Annotated in this window: 17 protein-coding genes and 1 pseudogene; 12 read left to right on the top strand and 6 right to left on the bottom strand. The window is 59.5% G+C overall.

What is annotated here, in order from left to right; translation table 11 throughout:
• Window positions 1-2 precede the first annotated feature (2 nt).
• The 4 genes from ACA075_RS08800 (at window position 3) to ACA075_RS08785 (ending at window position 5,163) form a co-directional block, all read left to right on the top strand.
• Window positions 3-1,109 (top strand): hypothetical protein, encoded by a 1,107-nt coding sequence (locus tag ACA075_RS08800; RefSeq protein ID WP_497298124.1) that lies wholly within the window; start codon window positions 3-5, stop codon window positions 1,107-1,109.
• A gap of 76 nt (window positions 1,110-1,185) precedes the next feature.
• Window positions 1,186-2,475, top strand: a complete 1,290-nt coding sequence (locus tag ACA075_RS08795; RefSeq protein WP_027922480.1) for a M18 family aminopeptidase — start codon at window positions 1,186-1,188, stop codon at window positions 2,473-2,475.
• Between the two features lie 265 nt (window positions 2,476-2,740).
• Window positions 2,741-2,917: a hypothetical protein gene (locus ACA075_RS08790; RefSeq protein WP_178082289.1), complete on the top strand. Its 177-nt coding sequence runs from the start codon at window positions 2,741-2,743 to the stop codon at window positions 2,915-2,917.
• Window positions 2,918-2,994: 77 nt separating this feature from the next.
• Entirely contained in the window at window positions 2,995-5,163 is a 2,169-nt protein-coding gene (locus ACA075_RS08785) for a mechanosensitive ion channel family protein (RefSeq protein ID WP_497298122.1), read from the top strand.
• A 141-nt stretch (window positions 5,164-5,304) separates the two neighbouring features.
• On the opposite strand, the gene ACA075_RS08780 is transcribed toward ACA075_RS08785, so the two are convergent.
• Complete coding sequence (locus ACA075_RS08780) at window positions 5,305-6,018, bottom strand: UTRA domain-containing protein (protein ID WP_010456716.1); 714 nt, start codon at window positions 6,016-6,018, stop codon at window positions 5,305-5,307.
• Window positions 6,019-6,367: 349 nt separating this feature from the next.
• On the opposite strand from ACA075_RS08780, the gene ACA075_RS08775 reads away from it, so the two are divergent.
• The 6 genes from ACA075_RS08775 (at window position 6,368) to ACA075_RS08750 (ending at window position 11,722) form a co-directional block, all read left to right on the top strand.
• The gene (locus tag ACA075_RS08775) at window positions 6,368-7,432 is read left to right on the top strand and encodes an ABC transporter substrate-binding protein (protein ID WP_497298121.1); all 1,065 of its coding nucleotides are present in this window, start codon (window positions 6,368-6,370) and stop codon (window positions 7,430-7,432) included.
• Between the two features lie 180 nt (window positions 7,433-7,612).
• Window positions 7,613-8,419 (top strand): alkaline phosphatase family protein, encoded by an 807-nt coding sequence (locus tag ACA075_RS08770; protein WP_497298120.1) that lies wholly within the window; start codon window positions 7,613-7,615, stop codon window positions 8,417-8,419.
• 5 nt (window positions 8,420-8,424) lie between these two features.
• Complete coding sequence (locus ACA075_RS08765) at window positions 8,425-9,261, top strand: ABC transporter permease (protein ID WP_497299216.1); 837 nt, start codon at window positions 8,425-8,427, stop codon at window positions 9,259-9,261.
• The gene (locus ACA075_RS08760; RefSeq protein ID WP_497298119.1) at window positions 9,248-10,048 is read left to right on the top strand and encodes an ABC transporter permease; all 801 of its coding nucleotides are present in this window, start codon (window positions 9,248-9,250) and stop codon (window positions 10,046-10,048) included. The genes ACA075_RS08765 and ACA075_RS08760 overlap by 14 nt, the downstream gene beginning before the upstream one ends.
• Window positions 10,045-11,034, top strand: a complete 990-nt coding sequence (locus ACA075_RS08755) for an ABC transporter ATP-binding protein (RefSeq protein ID WP_497298118.1) — start codon at window positions 10,045-10,047, stop codon at window positions 11,032-11,034. The genes ACA075_RS08760 and ACA075_RS08755 overlap by 4 nt, the downstream gene beginning before the upstream one ends.
• A 34-nt stretch (window positions 11,035-11,068) precedes the next feature.
• Window positions 11,069-11,722: an HAD family hydrolase gene (locus ACA075_RS08750; RefSeq protein ID WP_497298117.1), complete on the top strand. Its 654-nt coding sequence runs from the start codon at window positions 11,069-11,071 to the stop codon at window positions 11,720-11,722.
• Between the two features lie 138 nt (window positions 11,723-11,860).
• On the opposite strand, the gene ACA075_RS08745 is transcribed toward ACA075_RS08750, so the two are convergent.
• On the bottom strand, window positions 11,861-12,823 hold the full coding sequence (locus tag ACA075_RS08745; RefSeq protein ID WP_497298116.1) for a zinc-binding dehydrogenase: 963 nt from the start codon (window positions 12,821-12,823) through the stop codon (window positions 11,861-11,863).
• 140 nt (window positions 12,824-12,963) lie between these two features.
• Here ACA075_RS08745 and ACA075_RS08740 point away from each other — a divergent pair, with 140 nt between their 5' ends.
• Window positions 12,964-15,045 (top strand): carboxy terminal-processing peptidase, encoded by a 2,082-nt coding sequence (locus ACA075_RS08740; RefSeq protein ID WP_497298115.1) that lies wholly within the window; start codon window positions 12,964-12,966, stop codon window positions 15,043-15,045.
• Between the two features lie 120 nt (window positions 15,046-15,165).
• On the top strand, window positions 15,166-16,956 hold the full coding sequence (locus ACA075_RS08735) for a bifunctional diguanylate cyclase/phosphodiesterase (RefSeq protein WP_497298114.1): 1,791 nt from the start codon (window positions 15,166-15,168) through the stop codon (window positions 16,954-16,956).
• 139 nt (window positions 16,957-17,095) lie between these two features.
• Here ACA075_RS08735 and ACA075_RS08730 read toward each other — a convergent pair.
• From ACA075_RS08730 to ACA075_RS08715, 4 genes and pseudogenes are all read right to left on the bottom strand, one after another.
• Window positions 17,096-17,421 (bottom strand): annotated as a pseudogene (locus tag ACA075_RS08730) (hypothetical protein).
• 488 nt (window positions 17,422-17,909) lie between these two features.
• Window positions 17,910-18,317: an SEL1-like repeat protein gene (locus ACA075_RS08725; RefSeq protein WP_497298113.1), complete on the bottom strand. Its 408-nt coding sequence runs from the start codon at window positions 18,315-18,317 to the stop codon at window positions 17,910-17,912.
• Window positions 18,318-18,689, bottom strand: coding sequence for a hypothetical protein (locus ACA075_RS08720; RefSeq protein WP_003223109.1), 372 nt, complete (start codon window positions 18,687-18,689; stop codon window positions 18,318-18,320).
• Window positions 18,686-19,027, bottom strand: coding sequence for a helix-turn-helix domain-containing protein (locus ACA075_RS08715; protein ID WP_497298112.1), 342 nt, complete (start codon window positions 19,025-19,027; stop codon window positions 18,686-18,688). The genes ACA075_RS08720 and ACA075_RS08715 overlap by 4 nt, the downstream gene beginning before the upstream one ends.
• Between the last annotated feature and the right edge of the window lie 74 nt (window positions 19,028-19,101).

Genomic DNA, 19,101 nt, shown 5'->3' with positions numbered 1-19,101 from the left:
CGATGAGCTTTACCGAGTTCCCGGCAACACCCGTCAAGAAAACCCGACACCAACTGCTTTACCTGATCTACGGCAACCAGGACGTTTACCGACGCGAAGCCAAATTCAGTATCTTGACCGCGCTGTCCCACGCGAAGAACGACAAGCTCCCAAGCATCCGAATCCTCACGGATCGCCCTCAGGACTACGTCGGCTGGCCGGTCGAAACCGTCACGCTGCCCCAGGAAACCCTGACCCTGTGGCAAGGCGAAAACGGCTATCACCATCGTCGCAAGGCCTGTGCGATTGCCGCCGGTCTGCAGTTTGCCGAAAAAACCCTGTTCGTCGACACCGACACCCTGTTCACCAGCGACCCGAACCTGATCTTCAACCAGATTCAGCCGCAGCACTACTTGATGGATCGCTTCGAGTACGACTGGCAGGACGTGTGTGAACGTCCCGACTACGTGAAGCTCGGCGGTTGCCTGCACGCGCACGGCGTCAGCGCGGACAACGGTTTCAAGCTGTACAACAGCGGATTATGCGGCGTGACCGACCGCGACACCGCGCTGTTCGAAGAGTCCATCAAGCTCATCGACGAATGGACCCGGGACGGCTTCGATATCCACACCATCGAGCAGATAGCCCTGTCGTTCGCGATGCGCGACAAACCGGTTCATGAAGCGAAAAAATACATCTATCACTACTTCGCGGAAAAACGCTTTTTCCATGCGATGCAGGCGTATTTCTTCTCTCAGCATGGCGAGCAGTTCAGCGCTGAGCTGGTCGAACTGTGCCGGGACGTGCCGCGGGTCAAACCCTTCCCTTCCGCCTGGCAGCGGCTGAAAATCAAATGGAAGCTGCGCAACCAGAGTGGCGCCCTGCGCAAGGTCGGCCGCGATCTGCTTTACGGCAGCGCGGCCCCCGATCACCCGTACTACACGGCCTGCCGCCACGAATGGTGGGAATGTGCCTCGCGGGAGATCCTTCGTTGGGACAAGGCTCGACAGAAAAAACTGCTGGAGACTCATCAGAACGCCTGGCCCCCGCAATTGCCCAAGCCAGAAAAGCCTGAAGATGAGCGGATTATCATGAAGTACCTGAAAAAGCGGGTAGAGGCTGCCAGCTGACGTGACCGGTTCACGTCATGCCCAAAGGCCCCGACCAATACGTTAAACTCCCGCCCACTGCTGTCTGGAGCTTCTTATGCGCGAAGAGTTGAACCAAGGCCTGATCGACTTCCTCAAGGCCTCCCCTACCCCGTTCCATGCCACTGCCAGCCTTGTTCAGCGTCTGGAAGCGGCGGGTTTTGTGCGCCTTGACGAGCGCGAGCCCTGGACCACCGAAGCCAACGGTCGTTATTACGTCACCCGTAACGACTCGTCGATCGTCGCGATCAAGATGGGACGTCATTCGCCGTTGCATGGCGGTATTCGCCTGGTCGGCGCCCACACCGACAGCCCATGCCTGCGGGTCAAGCCCCAGCCTGAACTGCAGCGCCAGGGTTTCTGGCAACTGGGCGTCGAAGTCTATGGCGGTGCGCTGCTGGCGCCGTGGTTTGACCGCGACTTGTCCCTGGCCGGCCGCGTGACGTTCCGCCGCGACGGCAAGGTCGAGAGCCAGTTGATCGACTTCAAGGCGCCGATCGCCACCATCCCGAACCTGGCAATCCACCTCAATCGTGAAGCCAATATGGGTTGGGCCATCAATGCCCAGACCGAACTGCCACCGATCCTCGCGCAATTTGCCGGTGACGAGCGCGTGGACTTCCGCGCCGTGCTCACCAATCAGCTGGCGCTGGAACATGGCCTGAATGCGGACGTGGTGCTCGATTACGAGCTGAGCTTCTACGACACGCAAAGCGCTGCGATCATCGGCCTGCATGGCGACTTCATCGCGGGCGCGCGCCTGGACAACTTGCTGTCGTGCTATGCCGGTCTGCAAGCCTTGCTGACCGCTGAAACCGACGAAACCTGCGTGCTGGTGTGCAACGACCACGAAGAAGTCGGCTCCTGTTCGGCGTGCGGTGCCGATGGCCCGATGCTTGAGCAAACCTTGCGTCGCCTGCTGCCTGAAGGCGACGAATTCGTGCGCACCATTCAAAAGTCCTTGCTGGTCTCGGCCGACAACGCCCACGGCGTGCACCCCAACTACGCGGAAAAGCACGACGCTAACCACGGCCCAAAACTCAACGCCGGCCCGGTAATCAAGGTCAACAGTAACCAGCGCTACGCCACCAACAGCGAAACCGCCGGCTTCTTCCGCCATCTGTGCATGGCCGAAGAAGTGCCGGTGCAAAGCTTCGTGGTGCGCAGCGACATGGGCTGCGGCTCAACCATCGGCCCGATCACCGCCAGCCACCTGGGCGTGCGCACCGTGGACATCGGCCTGCCGACGTTCGCCATGCACTCGATCCGCGAACTGTGCGGCAGCCACGACCTGGCACACCTGGTCAAAGTGCTGAGCGCGTTCTACGCCTGTCAGGAATTGCCGTAATTTCGCGCCAATGAATGGCTGGAATGCTATCTGTGGCGAGGGAGCTTGCTCCCGCTCTACTGCGCAGCAGTCGCAAAACCGGTGAATGCGGTCTGCCTGAAGGATCGCGATTGCTCGGTTTGGGGCTGCTTCGCAGCTCAGCGGGAGCAAGCTCCCTCGCCACAAGGTTCGCGCCGCATCCCTGAATCAGATGTGACACACATCACCACCGGTCGCCCAAAAGCCACCTAGACTTTAAATATCCCTTCCGACAAGGCAGTCGCCCATGATCTCTATGTCCTCATTCCACGCCATGCTGATCCCCATTCTTGCCGGGATGATCATGCTGGCCATCGGCTTCAATTTTCGCGATAAAAACGCCGGCGTGTTCGCCATGTGGATCGGCATGCTGACGATCCTCGCCACCGTGGTGTTCAAGATCCTCGCCAAACTCAACGAATAAATCCTCCCCCTGGCTCGCATTGATTTTGACGGGCTCGTACACTCGGCCGATCTGTTCATCCCGAGGTTGACCGCCTAGTGTTCGCTCGTCTTTTCGCCCTGCCGTGTTTCTTCCTTGTCTGCCTGATGACGCTGCTTCCGATGGCGCCTGCCCAGGCGGTCGGTTTGCCGGGCTTGCTCAACAGCTCGGCAAAAGCCCAGCCAGAAGCGCAAGAACCGCTGGGCCAATCGCTGGACGAAGTCATCAAGTCGCTGGAGAACGATCAGCAGCGGACCAAACTGCTGGCGGACCTGAAAAAGCTGCGCGACGTCACCAAAAAGGCGCAGCCCGCCACCGAAGAAGGTGTGCTCGGCCTGATCGGCGGCACACTGGCCAACTTCGAAAAGCAGTTTTCCGGGGCCGACAGTCCCCTCACGCGCTGGTCCGAAGAGTTTGACCTGGCCAAAGACGAGCTGACCGAGCTGATGCTGCCGGCCAACGAATGGCTGCCGATCATCTTTGCCTTCGCCATGATTCTGATGGTCTGGAGCCTGCTGGCCGCTGCGCTGATCTGGGTCAGTCACCGGGTGCGCATGCGCTTCGGCCTGACCGAAGAACTGCCGCAACATCCCAAGGCTCTCGACATGTTGCGCTTCGCCCTGCGCAAACTTGGGCCGTGGCTGATTGCCTTGGTTATGACGGTCTACATGAGCTACGCCCTGCCCTCGTCACTGGGCAAAAGCCTGGCCATGGTGCTGGCTTATGCCTTGGTGGTCGGCACCTGTTTCTCGGCGATCTGCGTGATTGCGTTTTCCGTGCTCGACGGCCCGCATCGCCACCGCGCCTTGTACATCCTGCGCCATCAAGCCTTTCGGCCGTTGTGGCTGATCGGCAGCTTCGCGGCGTTCGGTGAAGCGCTGAGCGACCCGCGCCTGGTCGCCAGCCTGGGCAGTCACCTGGCCCACACTGCCGCCACCGTCGCCAACGTCCTGGCGGCGCTGTCCACCGGGCTGTTCATCCTGCGTTTCCGCCGGCCGATCGCCCACCTGATCCGCAACCAGCCGTTGTCCCGACGCCTGACGCGCCGCGCGCTCAGCGACACCATCGATATTCTCGGCACCTTCTGGTACGTGCCGGCCCTGGTGTTGGTGGCCATCTCGCTGTTCGCCACCTTCGTCTCGGCCGGTGACACCAGCACCGCACTGCGCCAGGCGCTGATTTGCACCGTGTTGCTGGTGTTGTGCATGGTCATCAACGGCCTGGTTCGTCGTCATTCGCTTAAACCGCAAAAGGGTGTGAAGCGTCATGCGCTGTATTCGGAGCGACTGAAAAGTTTCTTCTACACCCTCGCCCATCTCGTGGTCTGGCTGGTCTTCATCGAACTGGGCCTGCGGGTCTGGGGCATGTCGCTGATCGCGTTCACCGAGGGCGAAGGCCATGAAGTCAGCGTCAAACTGTTCAGCCTCGCCGGTACGCTGATTTTTGCCTGGCTGATCTGGATCCTCAGCGACACCGCGGTGCACCACGCCCTCACCCGTTCGCGCAAAGGACTGGCCAACGCCCGCGCACAGACGATGATGCCGCTGATTCGCAACGTGCTGTTCGTGGCGATCTTCATCATTGCGCTGATCGTCGCGCTGGCGAACATGGGCATGAACGTCACGCCACTGCTGGCCGGTGCCGGCGTGATCGGCCTGGCCATCGGTTTCGGTGCGCAGTCGCTGGTCGCGGACTTGATCACCGGCCTGTTCATCATCATCGAAGACTCCCTGGCCATCGACGACTACGTGGATGTCGGCGGCCACCTTGGCACCGTCGAAGGCCTGACCATCCGCACCGTTCGCCTGCGGGACATCGACGGCATCGTGCATACCATTCCGTTCAGCGAAATCAAAAGCATCAAGAACTACTCCCGGGAATTCGGCTACGCGATCTTCCGGGTGGCGGTGCCCGCCAGCATGGACATCGACGAGGCGATCAAACTGATGCGCGAAGTCGGACAGAAAATGCGCAGCGACCCGCTGCAACGGCGCAATATCTGGTCTCCACTGGAGATTCAGGGTGTCGAGAGTTTCGAGTCGGGCAATGCGATTCTTCGGGCACGGTTCAAGACCGCGCCGATCAAGCAGTGGGAAGTTTCACGGGCATTCAATCTGTCGCTGAAGCGGCATCTGGATGAGGCGGGAATGGACCTGGCGACACCGCGGATGAGTGTGCAGGTGATTACGGCCGGTGGTGGGCCGCAGAAGGATGTGTCTGCTACTTGATTCATAGGGTGGCTGTCATGTCCCCATCGCGGGCAAGCCCGCTCCCACAAGGATATGCGTTTGTAGATACAACACCGTACCCTGTGGGAGCGGGCTTGCCCGCGATGGGGTCGACACGGTCATACAAACAAACCACGCCCGTCAAACCACATCAACGCCGACATGAATCGCGTCATGCCGCCAAAACTCCAGGTCACAATCGATCAGCCGCTCATGCTGGTCGTAATTGACCCGGGCAATCCGCAACCCCGGGCTTCCTACCGACACCCGTAACGCTGCCGCCGCATCCACCGACAACGCGGTCGGCACGATCTCGAACCGCACCCGCCCGTAATGCAAGTCGTAATGCCTGGCGTACAGCTCGGTGATCGACTGATTCAGATCGAAATCCAGAATCCCCGGAAAGTACTGCGGATTCAGGTAGTGCTCCACGTACAACACCAGCCGCTCATCAATGCGCCGCGCCCGGCAGATCTGAATCACGCTGGACAACGCCGGCAACTGCAACCACGCGCACACCGCGGCCGACGCCGGTTGCAACCGCGCCGAAATCACCTCGGTGGACGGCACCCGCCCCTGCGCACTGACCATCGCGTGAAAGTGACTGCGCTGCATCAGGTTGTAAGCCAGGCGCGGCGGCGATACGAACCAGCCTCGGCGCTCCTCCCGATAAATCTGCCCTTGGGCTTCCAGTTGCAACAAGGCTTCACGCACGGTGATACGCGTGGTACCGAACAACTCACTGAGCTTGCGCTCGGCCGGCAGTTTGCTCCCGGGCGCCAACAGGCCGTGGTCGAGCTGTTCTTGCAGAACCTGCCCGATGGCTGTCACCGCTTTGGTTGTCTCGATGCGCATCAACGTTACCTATCTGGACTAGACCAGCACTGTTTCGGGGCAGAACCGTGATTCAAACCGGCTCCATCAACTTCCTGCAAGCCTAGGCACTGCTTGTGACTGGCAGATGACAAAGCCGCCGAACGGTTGCGCCAGACACCTGCAAATTCACGGCCAAGTCCTTTCGTATCAGCCCTTTAGCCATGGTCTACGCTTACTCGCAAGCCTGAGCATTACCGTTTGAAAAATGTAGGCCAACCGATCGTCGACATCAAAATGTCATCAGCGGCGCCTAAATTGGCTCAGGTATTGCTGACCTAGACCAACACAACCGCAATCGCAGCGTTGAAAACGCCCAAAGGAGCTTCGGATGAAAAAGCTTTTCCTGGCATCACTGTTAGGCTCGACCATTGCCATGTGCACCGCCGTCATGGCGGCTGATGATTTAAAAACCCTGGAAGCCGCTGCGAAAGCGGAAGGCGCGGTCAATAGCGTCGGCATGCCCGATGACTGGGCCAACTGGAAAGGCACCTGGGAAGACCTGGCCAAGACTTACGGCCTGAAACACATCGACACCGACATGAGCTCGGCCCAGGAAATCGCCAAGTTCGCCGCCGAGAAAGACAACGCCAGCGCCGATATCGGCGACGTCGGCGCAGCCTTCGGACCGATCGCGGTCAAACAGGGCGTGGTGCAACCTTACAAACCAAGCACCTGGGATCAGGTCCCGGACTGGGCCAAAGACAAGGACGGCAACTGGGCGCTGGCGTACACCGGCACCATCGCGTTCATCGTCAACAAGAAGCTGCTGCACGGTTCCGAAGCTCCGACCAAATGGGCTGACCTGAAAACCGGCAAATACAAAGTCTCGATCGGTGATGTGAGCACCGCCGCCCAGGCCGCCAACGGTGTACTGGCCGCGGCACTGGCCAACGGTGGCGATGAGAAGAACCTGCAGCCAGCGCTGTTGCTGTTCGCAGATATCGCCAAGCAGGGCCGCCTGTCCATGGCCAACCCGACCATCGCCACGATGGAAAAGGGTGAAATCGAAGTCGGCGTGGTCTGGGACTTCAACGGCCTGAGCTACAAGGCCAAGATGGCGAACCCGGACGATTACGTGGTGCTGATCCCATCCGACGGCTCGGTGATTTCCGGCTACACCACCATCATCAACAAATACGCGAAGAACCCGAACGCCGCCAAACTGACCCGCGAATACATCTTCAGCGATGCCGGCCAGATCAACCTGGCGAAAGGCAATGCCCGTCCAATCCGCGCCGAACACATCAAGCTGCCGGCCGACGTCCAGGCCAAGCTGCTGCCTAACGAGCAGTACAAAAAGGTCACGCCGATCAAAGACGCGGATGCATGGGAAAAGACTTCCAAGGCCCTGCCTCAGAAGTGGAACGAAGAAGTTCTCGTGGAAATGAAGTAACCCTGCAGATCCCCACATTGGAAATCCACTGGAGATTCAATGTGGGAGCGAGCCTGCTCGCGATAGCGGACTTACATTCAGCACATATGTTGACTGACACGCCGCCATCGCGAGCAGGCTCGCTCCCACAGGGGGATTGGTTGCGTACCTGAATCATCTGTTTCGCGGAGTCCCGCCCCTATGAAGCACAACGTCATCCTTGTCGTGCTCGACGGCCTCAATTATGAAGTCGCGCGCCACGCCTTGGGGCACCTGCAGGCTTACGTCGGCGCAGGACGCGCGGCGCTCTACAAACTGGAGTGCGAACTGCCGGCCCTGTCCCGACCGCTTTACGAATGCATCCTCACCGGCGTCCCGCCCATCGAGAGCGGCATCGTCCACAACAACGTCTCGCGCCTGTCCAACCAGCGCAGCATTTATCACTACGCCACGGATGCCGGCCTGACCACGGCCGCCGCGGCCTATCACTGGGTCAGCGAGTTGTATAACCGCTCGCCGTTCGTGGCCGCACGGGATCGTCACACCGACAGCCCCGACCTGCCGATCCAGCACGGTCACTTCTACTGGAACGATCACTACCCGGATTCGCACCTGTTCGCCGACGCCGAAAACCTGCGTCTACGCCATGCGCCCAATTTTTTGTTGATCCACCCCATGAACATCGACGACGCCGGGCACAAGCACGGCCTCGACACCCCGCAATACCGCAACAGCGCCCGCTCGGTGGACATTATCCTGGCTGACTACCTGCAAACCTGGCTCGACGCCGGCTACCAAGTGCTGGTGACCGCCGACCACGGCATGAACAACGACCGCTCGCACAACGGCCTGCTGCCGGAAGAACGCGAAGTGCCGCTGTTTGTCCTGGGCGATGCCTTCAGCTTCAACACCCGCGCCGCGCCAAAACAGACGGACATCTGTGGCACGGTCTGCGAACTGTTGGGCGTGGCCCACGACAAACCTGTCTGCCGGGAGCTGCTCAAGTGAACGCCATGACCCGTGGTAAATGGCTGGCAGCATTGTGCCTGGTGCCTTTCACCCTGTTCTTTATCGTGTTCGAGATCGCCCCGCTGGTCTGGGTGATGATCAACAGCCTGCAATCGGAAGAGTTCGGTTGGGGCCTGGCCAACTTCACCAAGATCTTCAATTCGAAGTTCTATTTGCAGGCGATCCAGTACAGCCTCGAAATCAGTTTCTGGTCCAGCGTATTCGGCATCATCATCGCGGTGCTCGGCGCCTATTCCCTGCGTCGGGTCGACTCGAAACTGCGTAACTTCGTCAACGCCTTCGCCAACATGACCAGCAACTTCGCCGGCGTGCCCCTGGCCTTTGCCTTCATCATTTTGCTGGGCTTCAACGGCAGCTTCACCATCATGCTCAAGCAGGCCGGGATCATTCAGGACTTCAACCTGTATTCGAAAACCGGGCTGATCATTCTCTACACCTACTTCCAGATTCCATTGGGCGTGCTGCTGCTCTACCCGGCGTTCGACGCCTTGCGCGAAGACTGGCGTGAGTCCGCCGAATTGCTTGGCGCCAACGGCTGGCAGTACTGGCGCCACATCGGTTTGCCGGTGCTTACCCCTGCGCTGCTCGGCACTTTCGTGATCTTGCTGGCCAACGCGCTTGGCGCCTATGCCACGGTCTACGCGCTGACCACCGGCAACTTCAACGTGCTGCCGATCCGCATCGCGGCGATGGTGTCCGGCGACATTTCCCTGGATCCGAACCTGGCCAGCGCCCTGGCCGTGGTGCTCGTGGCGTTGATGACCCTGGTGACCATCGTGCATCAGCTGCTGTTGAAGAGGAGCTACCATGTCTCGCGCTGAACTGGGCCCCGCCGGTGTCTATCACCGGGTGGTGGTGTACGTGCTGTTTGCCATTCTGTTGTTGCCGCTGGCCGGGACGTTGATCTACTCGATCGCCAGCAGCTGGTCGGCGACCATTCTGCCCAGCGGCTTTACCTTCAAGTGGTACATCCAGCTGTGGAGCGATCCGCGCTTCCTGAATGCCTTTGGGCAGTCGCTGCTGGTCTGCGTCGGCGCGCTGATTCTGTCGGTGGTGCTGATTCTGCCGCTGCTGTTCGTGGTGCATTACCACTTCCCCAAACTGGATGCGCTGATGAACATCCTGATCCTGCTGCCCTTTGCGGTTCCGCCGGTAGTGTCGTCGGTGGGGCTGCTGCAGCTCTACGGTTCCGGGCCGTTTGCGATGGTCGGTACGCCGTGGATTCTGATCGGCTGCTACTTCACCATCGCACTGCCGTTCATGTACCGGGCGATCACCAACAACCTGCAAGCGATCAACCTGCGCGACCTGATGGACGCCGCGCAACTGCTCGGCGCCAGCACCTGGCAAGCGGCATTCCTGGTGGTGCTGCCGAACCTGCGCAAGGGCTTGATGGTGGCGTTGCTGCTGTCCTTCTCGTTCCTGTTCGGTGAATTCGTGTTTGCCAACATCCTGGTCGGCACCCGCTACGAAACCCTGCAGGTCTACCTCAACAACATGCGTAACAGCAGCGGCCACTTCACCAGTGCGCTGGTGATTTCCTACTTCTTTTTTGTGCTGGTTCTGACCTGGGCGGCCAATATCTTGAACAAGGACAAAAGCGAATGAGCTATGTCAGCGTCCAACATCTTCAAAAAAATTACGCGGGCACCACCGTCTTCAGCGACATCAACTGCGAAATCCAGAAAGGTGAGTTCGTCACCCTCCTCGGCCCGTCCGGTTGCGGCAAGTCCACGCTGTTGCGTTGCATCGCCGGCCTGACGTCGGTAGATGGCGGCAAGATTCTGCTGGAGGGCGTCGATCTGGTTCCGATGAGCCCACAGAAACGCGGGATTGGCATGGTGTTCCAGAGTTATGCGCTGTTCCCCAACATGACCGTGGAGCAGAACATCGCCTTCGGTCTGCGCATGCAAAAGGTCAACGCCGACGACAGCCAGAAGCGTGTCGCCGAAGTACTGAAACTGGTGGAGCTCAATGACTTCGCCGCCCGTTATCCGCATCAATTGTCGGGCGGCCAGTGCCAGCGCGTGGCCCTCGCCCGTTCATTGGTCACGCGGCCACGGCTGTTGCTGCTGGATGAACCGTTGTCGGCCCTCGATGCGCGGATTCGCAAGCACTTGCGCGAACAGATCCGTCAGATCCAGCGTGAACTCGGCCTGACCACGATTTTCGTCACACACGATCAGGAAGAAGCCCTGACCATGTCTGACCGGATTTTCCTGATGAATCAGGGAAAGATCGTACAGAGCGGCGACGCCGAAACCCTGTACACCGCGCCCGTGGATGTGTTTGCCGCCGGTTTCATCGGCAACTACAACCTGCTGGACGCCGATAGCGCCTCGAAACTGCTGCAACGGCCGATCAACCACCGCATCGCGATTCGCCCGGAAGCCATCGAGCTGAGCCTCAATGGCGAGCTAGATGCGCAAATCCGCAGCCACAGCTTGCTGGGCAACGTGATTCGCTATCGGGTCGAAGCCCGGGGCGTGGAATTGGTGGTGGATGTACTGAACCGCTCGGCGGCCGATCTGCACCCCGATGGTCAGCGCCTGGCACTTTCCATCGATCCGACTGCCCTGTGTGAGGTAGCCTGATGCCTTTGTTGATGTCGAAGAGAGAACTGCACTGATGGCCCTGGCAATTTTTGATCTGGACGAAACCCTGATCCACGGCGACTGCGCCACCCTCTGGAGCGAGCAAATGGGCCGCCTGGGCTGGGTCGATCCCGAGTCGTTCATGCGTCAAAACAACGAATTGATGGACGCCTACAGCCACGGCAAGCTGCGGATGGAGGATTACATGACCTTCAGCCTGGAGCCGATGATCGGGCGCACACCGGAAGAGGTCGATCATCTGGTCGGGCCTTGGGTGGAGGACTATATCGAGCCGATCATTTTCAGTGACGCCACCAAAGCGATTGCGGCCCATCGCAAGGCCGGCGACCGGATTCTGGTGATCTCGGCGTCGGGCACGCACCTGGTCAGACCGATTGCCGACCGTTTGGGCATCGACGAGATTCTCGGCATCGAACTGGAAGTGGCGCACGGCGTTTACAGCGGCCACACCGTCGGCACCCTGACCTACCGCGAAGGCAAGATCGTCCGGTTGCTGGAGTGGCTGGATGCGGAAGAGGAAAACCTGGAAGGCGCGAGTTTCTATTCCGACTCGCGTAACGATTTACCGCTGCTGTTGAAGGTGGATTTCCCACACGTAGTGAACCCGGATCCGGTGTTGCTTGAGCACGCCGAAAAAGCCGGCTGGCCGATCCATATCTGGAAGTAACCGCTCTCTCAAGAATTACGCCGTACCTGTGGGAGCGTGGCTTGCCCGCGATGAACGATGACGCGGTCTGACTGACACACCGCGCCGCCTGAATCGCGGGCAAGCCACGCTCCCACAAGGATTTCGTTTAGCCGGGGATCAGGTCAGGCTTGGGTCGATGATCAACACCAACTTCCCCGCCACCTTATTACTCGCCAACTCCGCAAACGCCGCTTCGGCGTCCTTGATGGGGTAGGTCTTCGCCAACTGAGGGCTCAACCGCCCTTCAGCAAACAACGGCCACACGTGCTGGCTCAAATCACTGAACAAATCCGCCTTGAACTGCTCATCGCGACTGCGCAAGGTCGAGCCGAGCAGTTGCACGCGCTTGGCCAGGACCTGCGCCAGGTCCAGGTTCGCTTCACGACCGCCCATCAAGCCGATCAGCACCCAGCGACCATCCAGGGCCAGCATTTTCAAGTTCAGTGCGGCGTAATTGCCGCCCACCGGGTCGAGAATCACATCGAACGGCCCCAGGTCACGCAAGCTGTCCAGGTCGCCCGAGCGCACCACACCTCCCTGCGCACCCAGCGCTTCGCAATAAGCCAGACGCTCGGCAGAACCGACGCTGACCCAGCACGGGTTGCCAAAGGCTTTGCATAGCTGAATGGCCGCTGAACCGATTCCACTTGCTCCGGCGTGCAGAAGAACTTTCTCACCCGGTTTGAGCGCAGCCAGTTGAAACAAATTCAGCCAGACGGTCGCGTACACCTCCGGTAACGCTGCCGCCTCGGCCAAGGACAAACCTTCGGGGACCGGGAGCACATGCCGTCCGTCGACAACTACCTCCTCGGCCATCCCACCCCCGGCCAGCAAGGCGCAGACCCGATCACCGACCTGCCAGGACGAGCCCGGGCCGACCTCGCTGATCACCCCTGAACACTCAAGACCCAGTACCTGACTGGCTCCCGGCGGTGGCGGATAAAGCCCCGCTTTCTGTAACAAATCGGCGCGATTGAGGCCCGCCGCCGCCACTCGAATCCGAACTTGTCCTACATCGCATGTAGGACTGGGCTCTTCAACCCACTCCACTTGACCTTCCACGCCTTGCAATGCTTTCACAGTGCCTCCATAGTGAGTCTGGACTGAGCCCGTAGCTGTAGCGCCGGGCTTTCTTGCATTATGTGACCGGCCCTTTGTGGAACCGGCGACTTCAAAGACGGCCTAATATGCGTGATCAATTGTCCCCGCGTCGAATCAGCATGAAGCATTTTTTTCCCAGCACCGCCCTAGCCCTATTCATTGGTATCGGCCTGTTGCCGATGTCGAGCAATACATTCGCAGCCAATAGCTGGGACAAGCTTCAGCCTGATCGTGATGAAGTGATCGCCAGCCTGAACGTCGTCGAACTGCTCAAGCGCCATCACTACAGCAAGCCGCCGCTCGATGACGCGCGCTCCGTGATCATCTATGACAGCTACCTCAAGCTGCTGGATCCGTCGCGCAGCTACTTCATGGCCAGCGATATTGCCGAGTTCGACAAGTGGAAGACCCAGTTCGACGACTTCCTCAAAAGCGGTGACCTCAACGCCGGGTTCACCATCTACAAGCGCTACCTGGACCGCGTCAAAGCGCGTCTGGACTTTGCCCTTGCCGAGCTGAACAAGGGCGTCGACAAAATCGACTTCACCACCAAGGAAACCTTGCTGATCGATCGCAAGGACGCCCCTTGGCTCAAGTCCACCGCCGAACTCGACGACCTGTGGCGCAAACGCGTCAAGGACGAAGTCTTGCGGCAGAAGATCGCGGGCAAGGATTCCAAACAGATTCAGGAAACCTTGACCAAGCGCTACAAGAACCAGTTGGCGCGCCTGGACCAGACCCGTGCGGAAGACATCTTCCAGGCGTACATCAACACCTTCGCCATGTCCTACGACCCGCACACCAACTATCTGTCGCCAGATAACGCGGAAAACTTCGACATCAACATGAGCCTGTCCCTCGAGGGCATCGGCGCCGTGTTGCAGAGCGATAACGATCAGGTGAAAGTCGTGCGCCTGGTGCCCGCGGGCCCAGCCGACAAGACCAAGCAGGTTGCACCGGCCGACAAGATCATCGGCGTTGCCCAAGGCAACAAAGAGATGGTCGACGTGGTTGGCTGGCGCCTGGACGAAGTGGTCAAGCTGATCCGTGGTCCGAAAGGCACCGTGGTGCGTCTGGAAGTGATTCCGGCCAACAACGCGCCAAACGACCAGACCAGCAAAATCGTGCCGATCACCCGTGAAGCAGTGAAGCTTGAAGACCAGGCGGTGAAGAAGTCGGTCCTCAACCTGAAACAGGATGGCAAGGACTACAAGCTCGGCGTCATCGAGATCCCGGCCTTCTACCTCGACTTCAAGGCGTTCCGTGCGGGCGATCCGGATTACAAGAGCACCACTCGCGACGTCAAGAAACTGCTGACCGAGTTGCAGAAAGAGAAAGTCGACGGCGTGGTCATCGACCTTCGCAACAACGGCGGCGGCTCCTTGCAGGAAGCCACCGAGCTGACCAGTCTGTTCATCGACAAAGGTCCGACCGTGCTGGTGCGTAACGCCGACGGCCGGGTCGATGTGCTGGAAGATGAAAATCCGGGTGCGTTCTACAAAGGCCCGATGGCGTTGCTGGTCAACCGCTTGTCGGCCTCGGCTTCGGAGATTTTTGCCGGCGCCATGCAGGACTATCACCGCGCGCTGATCATCGGCGGCCAGACCTTCGGCAAAGGCACCGTGCAGACCATTCAGCCGCTGAACCATGGCGAACTGAAACTGACGCTGGCCAAGTTCTACCGGGTTTCCGGCCAGAGCACCCAGCATCAGGGCGTACTGCCGGACATCGATTACCCGTCGATCATTGACACCAAGGAAATCGGCGAAAGCGCCCTGCCGGAAGCCATGCCGTGGGACACCATCCGTGCGGCCATCAAGCCGGCGGTCGATCCGTTCAAACCATACATCACGCAGCTCAAGTCCGAGCATGACGTGCGTTCGGCCAAAGACGCAGAGTTCGTGTTCATCCGCGACAAACTGGCCCTGGCGCAGAAGCTGATGGCGGAAAAAACCGTCAGCCTCAATGAAGCCGATCGTCGTGCGCAACACGCCGATATCGAAGCCAAGCAACTGGTGATGGAAAACATCCGTCGCAAGGCCAAGGGCGAAGAGCCGCTCAAAGAGCTGAAGAAAGAAGACGAAGACGCCATCGCGGCCGAGCCGGACAAGACCAAGCCAGAAGACGATGCCTACTTGAGCGAGACCGGGCGGATTCTGTTGGACTACCTGAAACTCAACACCGCGGTCGCCAAGCACTAAAATGATGGCAATTTAATGCTGACGCTCCCCGGAGCGTCATCAAACAGTCATCATTCTGTCGTGAAATAAAGGACTGGGAGCTCATGGCTCCCAGTCCTTTTTTTATCGCCAGAGATCGCCATGACCACCACTGAACAGCTGAGTGCCTTGAGTTCCATTCTGGCTCAAAGCGGTTTGCACAGCCTGTTCCAGCCGATCATTTCCGTCTCTGAGCGACGCATTGTCGGCTACGAAGCCCTCACTCGCGGCCCATCAAACAGCCCGCTGCACTCCCCTATCGCATTGTTCGCGGTCGCCCGCCAGGCCGGTCGCTTGAGCGAGCTGGAAATCGCCTGCCGTGAAAGTGCCTGCCGACGCTTCAATGAACAACAGCTGCCCGGCAAACTGTTTCTCAACGTCTCTCCTGAATCCCTGCTGGAAGCCGCCCATCAACCGGGTCGGACCCTGCAATTGCTGCAGGACTTCGGCATCCCGCCGAGCCAGGTGGTGATCGAACTCACCGAACAGACCCCGACCGACGATTTCCAGCTACTGCAAAACGCCTTGCATCACTATCGGGCGATGGGGTTTTCCATTGCGCTGGATGATCTGGGCGCGGGTTACTCGAGCTTGCGGTTGTGGTCCGAGCTGCGTCCGGACTACGTGAAGATCGACCGGCATTTCATCGACGGTATTCACCAGGACGCGCTCAAGCGTGAGTTCGTCGGCTCGATCCTGCAAATCGCCAAAGCCTCGCGGGCTCAGGTGATCGCCGAAGGGATCGAACTGCCGGAAGAGCTCGCGGTGCTGACGGAGATGGGCGTCGATCTGGTGCAAGGCTACTTGCTGTGTCGGCCTCAAGAGCATCCACCGCGCGAGGCGCGATCCTTGATGCCAAAACACGACAGCACCGCCGTGGCGCTGAATGACGAAGGCAGCGACCTCAGCGCCTTGCTCAACGACCAACCGGCCGTGGCCCGGGACACACCGACGGCCACGGTGCTGGAAGCCTTCCGCCGCCAGGCCAACCTGAACTCACTGGCGGTGCTCGACGAGCAAGGCCATCCTTGCGGCATCGTCCATCGGCATTCGCTCTCGGACGCACTGCTCAAGCCGTTTGCTACCGACCTGTTTGCACGCAAGCCCATCAGCCGCTTGATGAACGACGACTTCCTCGCCGTGGAGATGAGCCAGTCGCTGCAACAAGTCAGCCGCTTGATCACCAGCCGCGCGCGGCAGCGCATCGAGGAAGACTTCATCATCACCCTCAACGGCGGCTATCTGGGATTGGGCCGGGTGATCGATGTGCTCAAGCTGATTACCGAACTGAAAATCCAGCAGGCCCGCTACGCCAACCCGCTGACCCTGTTGCCGGGCAACGTGCCCATCCAGCAATGCCTGACGCGGCTGTTGCAACAGGAGCGGGAATCGGTGATCTGTTACGTCGACATCGACAGTTTCAAACCCTTCAACGACATCTACGGCTACGGCCGTGGGGATGAAGTCCTGCTGTGCCTGGCGCAATGCCTGAACGATCGCGTCGACCCGTCCCGCGACTTCGTCGGCCATATCGGCGGTGATGACTTTCTGCTGGTGCTCGGCCCGGAAGATTGGCGCAAACGTTTGAACCAGTTGCTGGACGACTTCCAGAGCCAGTGCCGACGCTTCTACCGCAGCGAACACCTGGAAGCCGGCTGCTTTATTGCACCGAATCGCCAGGGCGTGCGCCAGGAATTTCCGTTGCTGTCATTGTCGATCGGCGTGGTGCATTTGCATCCACAGGCCTGTGGACAACTCGATGCGAGCCAGTTGGCGGAGATGGCTTCGCAGGCCAAGCATCACGCGAAGAATGTGCCGGGGTATAGCGTGCATGTGATTGATAGTTTGGTGGTGCCGGGGCGAGAGGATGAGCTGCTGTTGGGGCATCGTTGATTGTACTGACGCCTTCGCGGGCAAGCCTCGCTCCTACAGGGTTTTTGTGTCGTTCATAATAGTCACAAACGACACCAAGCCCTGTAGGAGCGAGGCTTTCCCGCGAAGAGGCCAGACCAGACAACCAAAATCTGCGAATCTAATCAGCGGCTGACCGCGCCCCCAACCGCCGCCCAACCACATCCAGCACATCACAGCCATCGCGCAACGGAATCGCGCAGAGCAACGCGAAGTCGCTGAGAATCATGGAATCGCACTCAATCGAACCGCGCATTGAGAGGTTCTCCAGTACTTGGGTGACGGCTCGGATTCGATAGCGGGCGGCGTCGGTCAGGATATCGAGCGGTGCTTGGGTGTCGACGAACAAGGTGGGCATGTCGCTGCAGTTGCTGGTCAGCACCATGAAGCGGTTGTCGGGATGAGGCGTTAGAGGGGTAAAGGCGGATCTGGCATAAGTGTTTTCATTGGTTTACTTCCTAACGTATGGATTGGAGCCGCCAAGTAATTACTTCCACGCGATAGGTGGCGGCTGAACGCGGGTGTGGAAGACCGAGACGTTAGGCACTCGGCGCACTCGAAAGCGCCCCGCGCACAGCCACCATAAAACACAGACGAAAAATGCCGAATTGGTGGCGCTTGACGCGCCTAACGATAGAAGGGCTTCCACACCCTGTCACTGAATTTGCAGTGACAGCCGGAAGACTATCGATGAGACACGTCGCGCACCAGTTCATGAAAGCCGCCACAACTCGAAGGAAATCTCCGATGGATTTACACAGCAATAAACGCGCAGCACTTTGCGGGTGATCAATCAGGAAAGAAGTAAGGAATGGACGATGTTGGCGTAGGGCAATTCTCTAATACGTCGCCACGAATTAACGAACGCTCAGAAACGCAAACGTGGCGAGAGGTTTCCCTCACGCCACGTTATGTTCTGCGAACAAATGATGGGGTTACTTCGCAGCATCGCGAGACGCCAGCTCTTTAAGCTTCATCTCAGCCAACGGATGCCCAGCCTGCGCCGCAATCCGCCAAAACCGCGCTGCTTCCACGGGGTCCGGCGCCTTGCTCGGCGTCCCCGCCAAACTAATCACTCCCACCTGATACGCCGCTTTGCCATCCCCCGCCAAAGCCGCCAGGCGCAGCAATCGCACACCCTCCTCGCGAGCCCCAAGGCCAACGCCGCGGAAGGCCAGGATGTGGCCATAGAAGCTTTGCGCGCCGACATCACCGAGGTTGGCCATGCGCGCGAACTGGCCTTCGAGCCAGCTCCAGCCGCGAGGCTGTCGTACGAACCACGACCAGTGAAATAACCGGCGGGCCAGCCAGTAACTGGCTCGCGCCTTGAGCTTCAAGAACACTCAGGCCTCCGCCGATTCCGGGTACTCGTATTCAAACACGCGCACCACTTCCGAGGCGTGCCACGAGGCGGCAGCAACACCGTCGGACGGCCCGGAAAAACGACCCAGACGCTCGACGCATTCGAAGAAACCAGTGCGTGGCAGGCGGCTGGCACCCTGGCTGATCACCAGCGAACTGCGCAGCGGCTGCTCGGCCTTGGCGTCCAGCGCGGCCAGATGCTCAAGCGCAGCAGTGAGGGTTTGCATGGCCGGCGTGGGCAACTGCAAACGTTCCAGTAAAGCTCGATAAGTCAGCAGATGGCGCTGACGGCGGGCCTGATCCAACTCACCCAGCAACCCATCCCAATGTTGACGACTGATGCGTACGCTCACGATTCATCCCTCCACCCTGGCACCGTCAACTCCCAGGCCAGGCTGCGGCGAATCGCAGCGTCGGGTAGACGCTCGCCACTTTCGATCAAGGCCAGATAAGACGGGCTGATGCCTACCGTGCGGGCGAGCGCCTCAATGGCGATGCCCTTCCCTTCGCGCAAACTGCGTAGTTGATCCAGACCTGGAAGTATCGGGTCTGGTGATGTTGCTTGACGCGCCGGCGTGTCGGGCGCCGGTTGTTGGTTGATGCCTGCTGCTTTCAGTAGAGCCTGGTACTGAGCCCACGGCAAAACCGCGTATTCGGGCTCGCCTTCGCGTGTGATTATCTGAATATCCATGACTTCCCCGTAGGACAACGACACTTAGCGAGTCGGCACTTTTCCATAGAAGTGTAATCCTAACAGCGGCCACG

This window comes from Pseudomonas sp. LBUM1663, assembly GCF_059695905.1.
The sequence above is the reverse complement of the archived record's forward strand: the minus strand, read 5'-3'. Positions and strand labels throughout refer to the sequence as shown.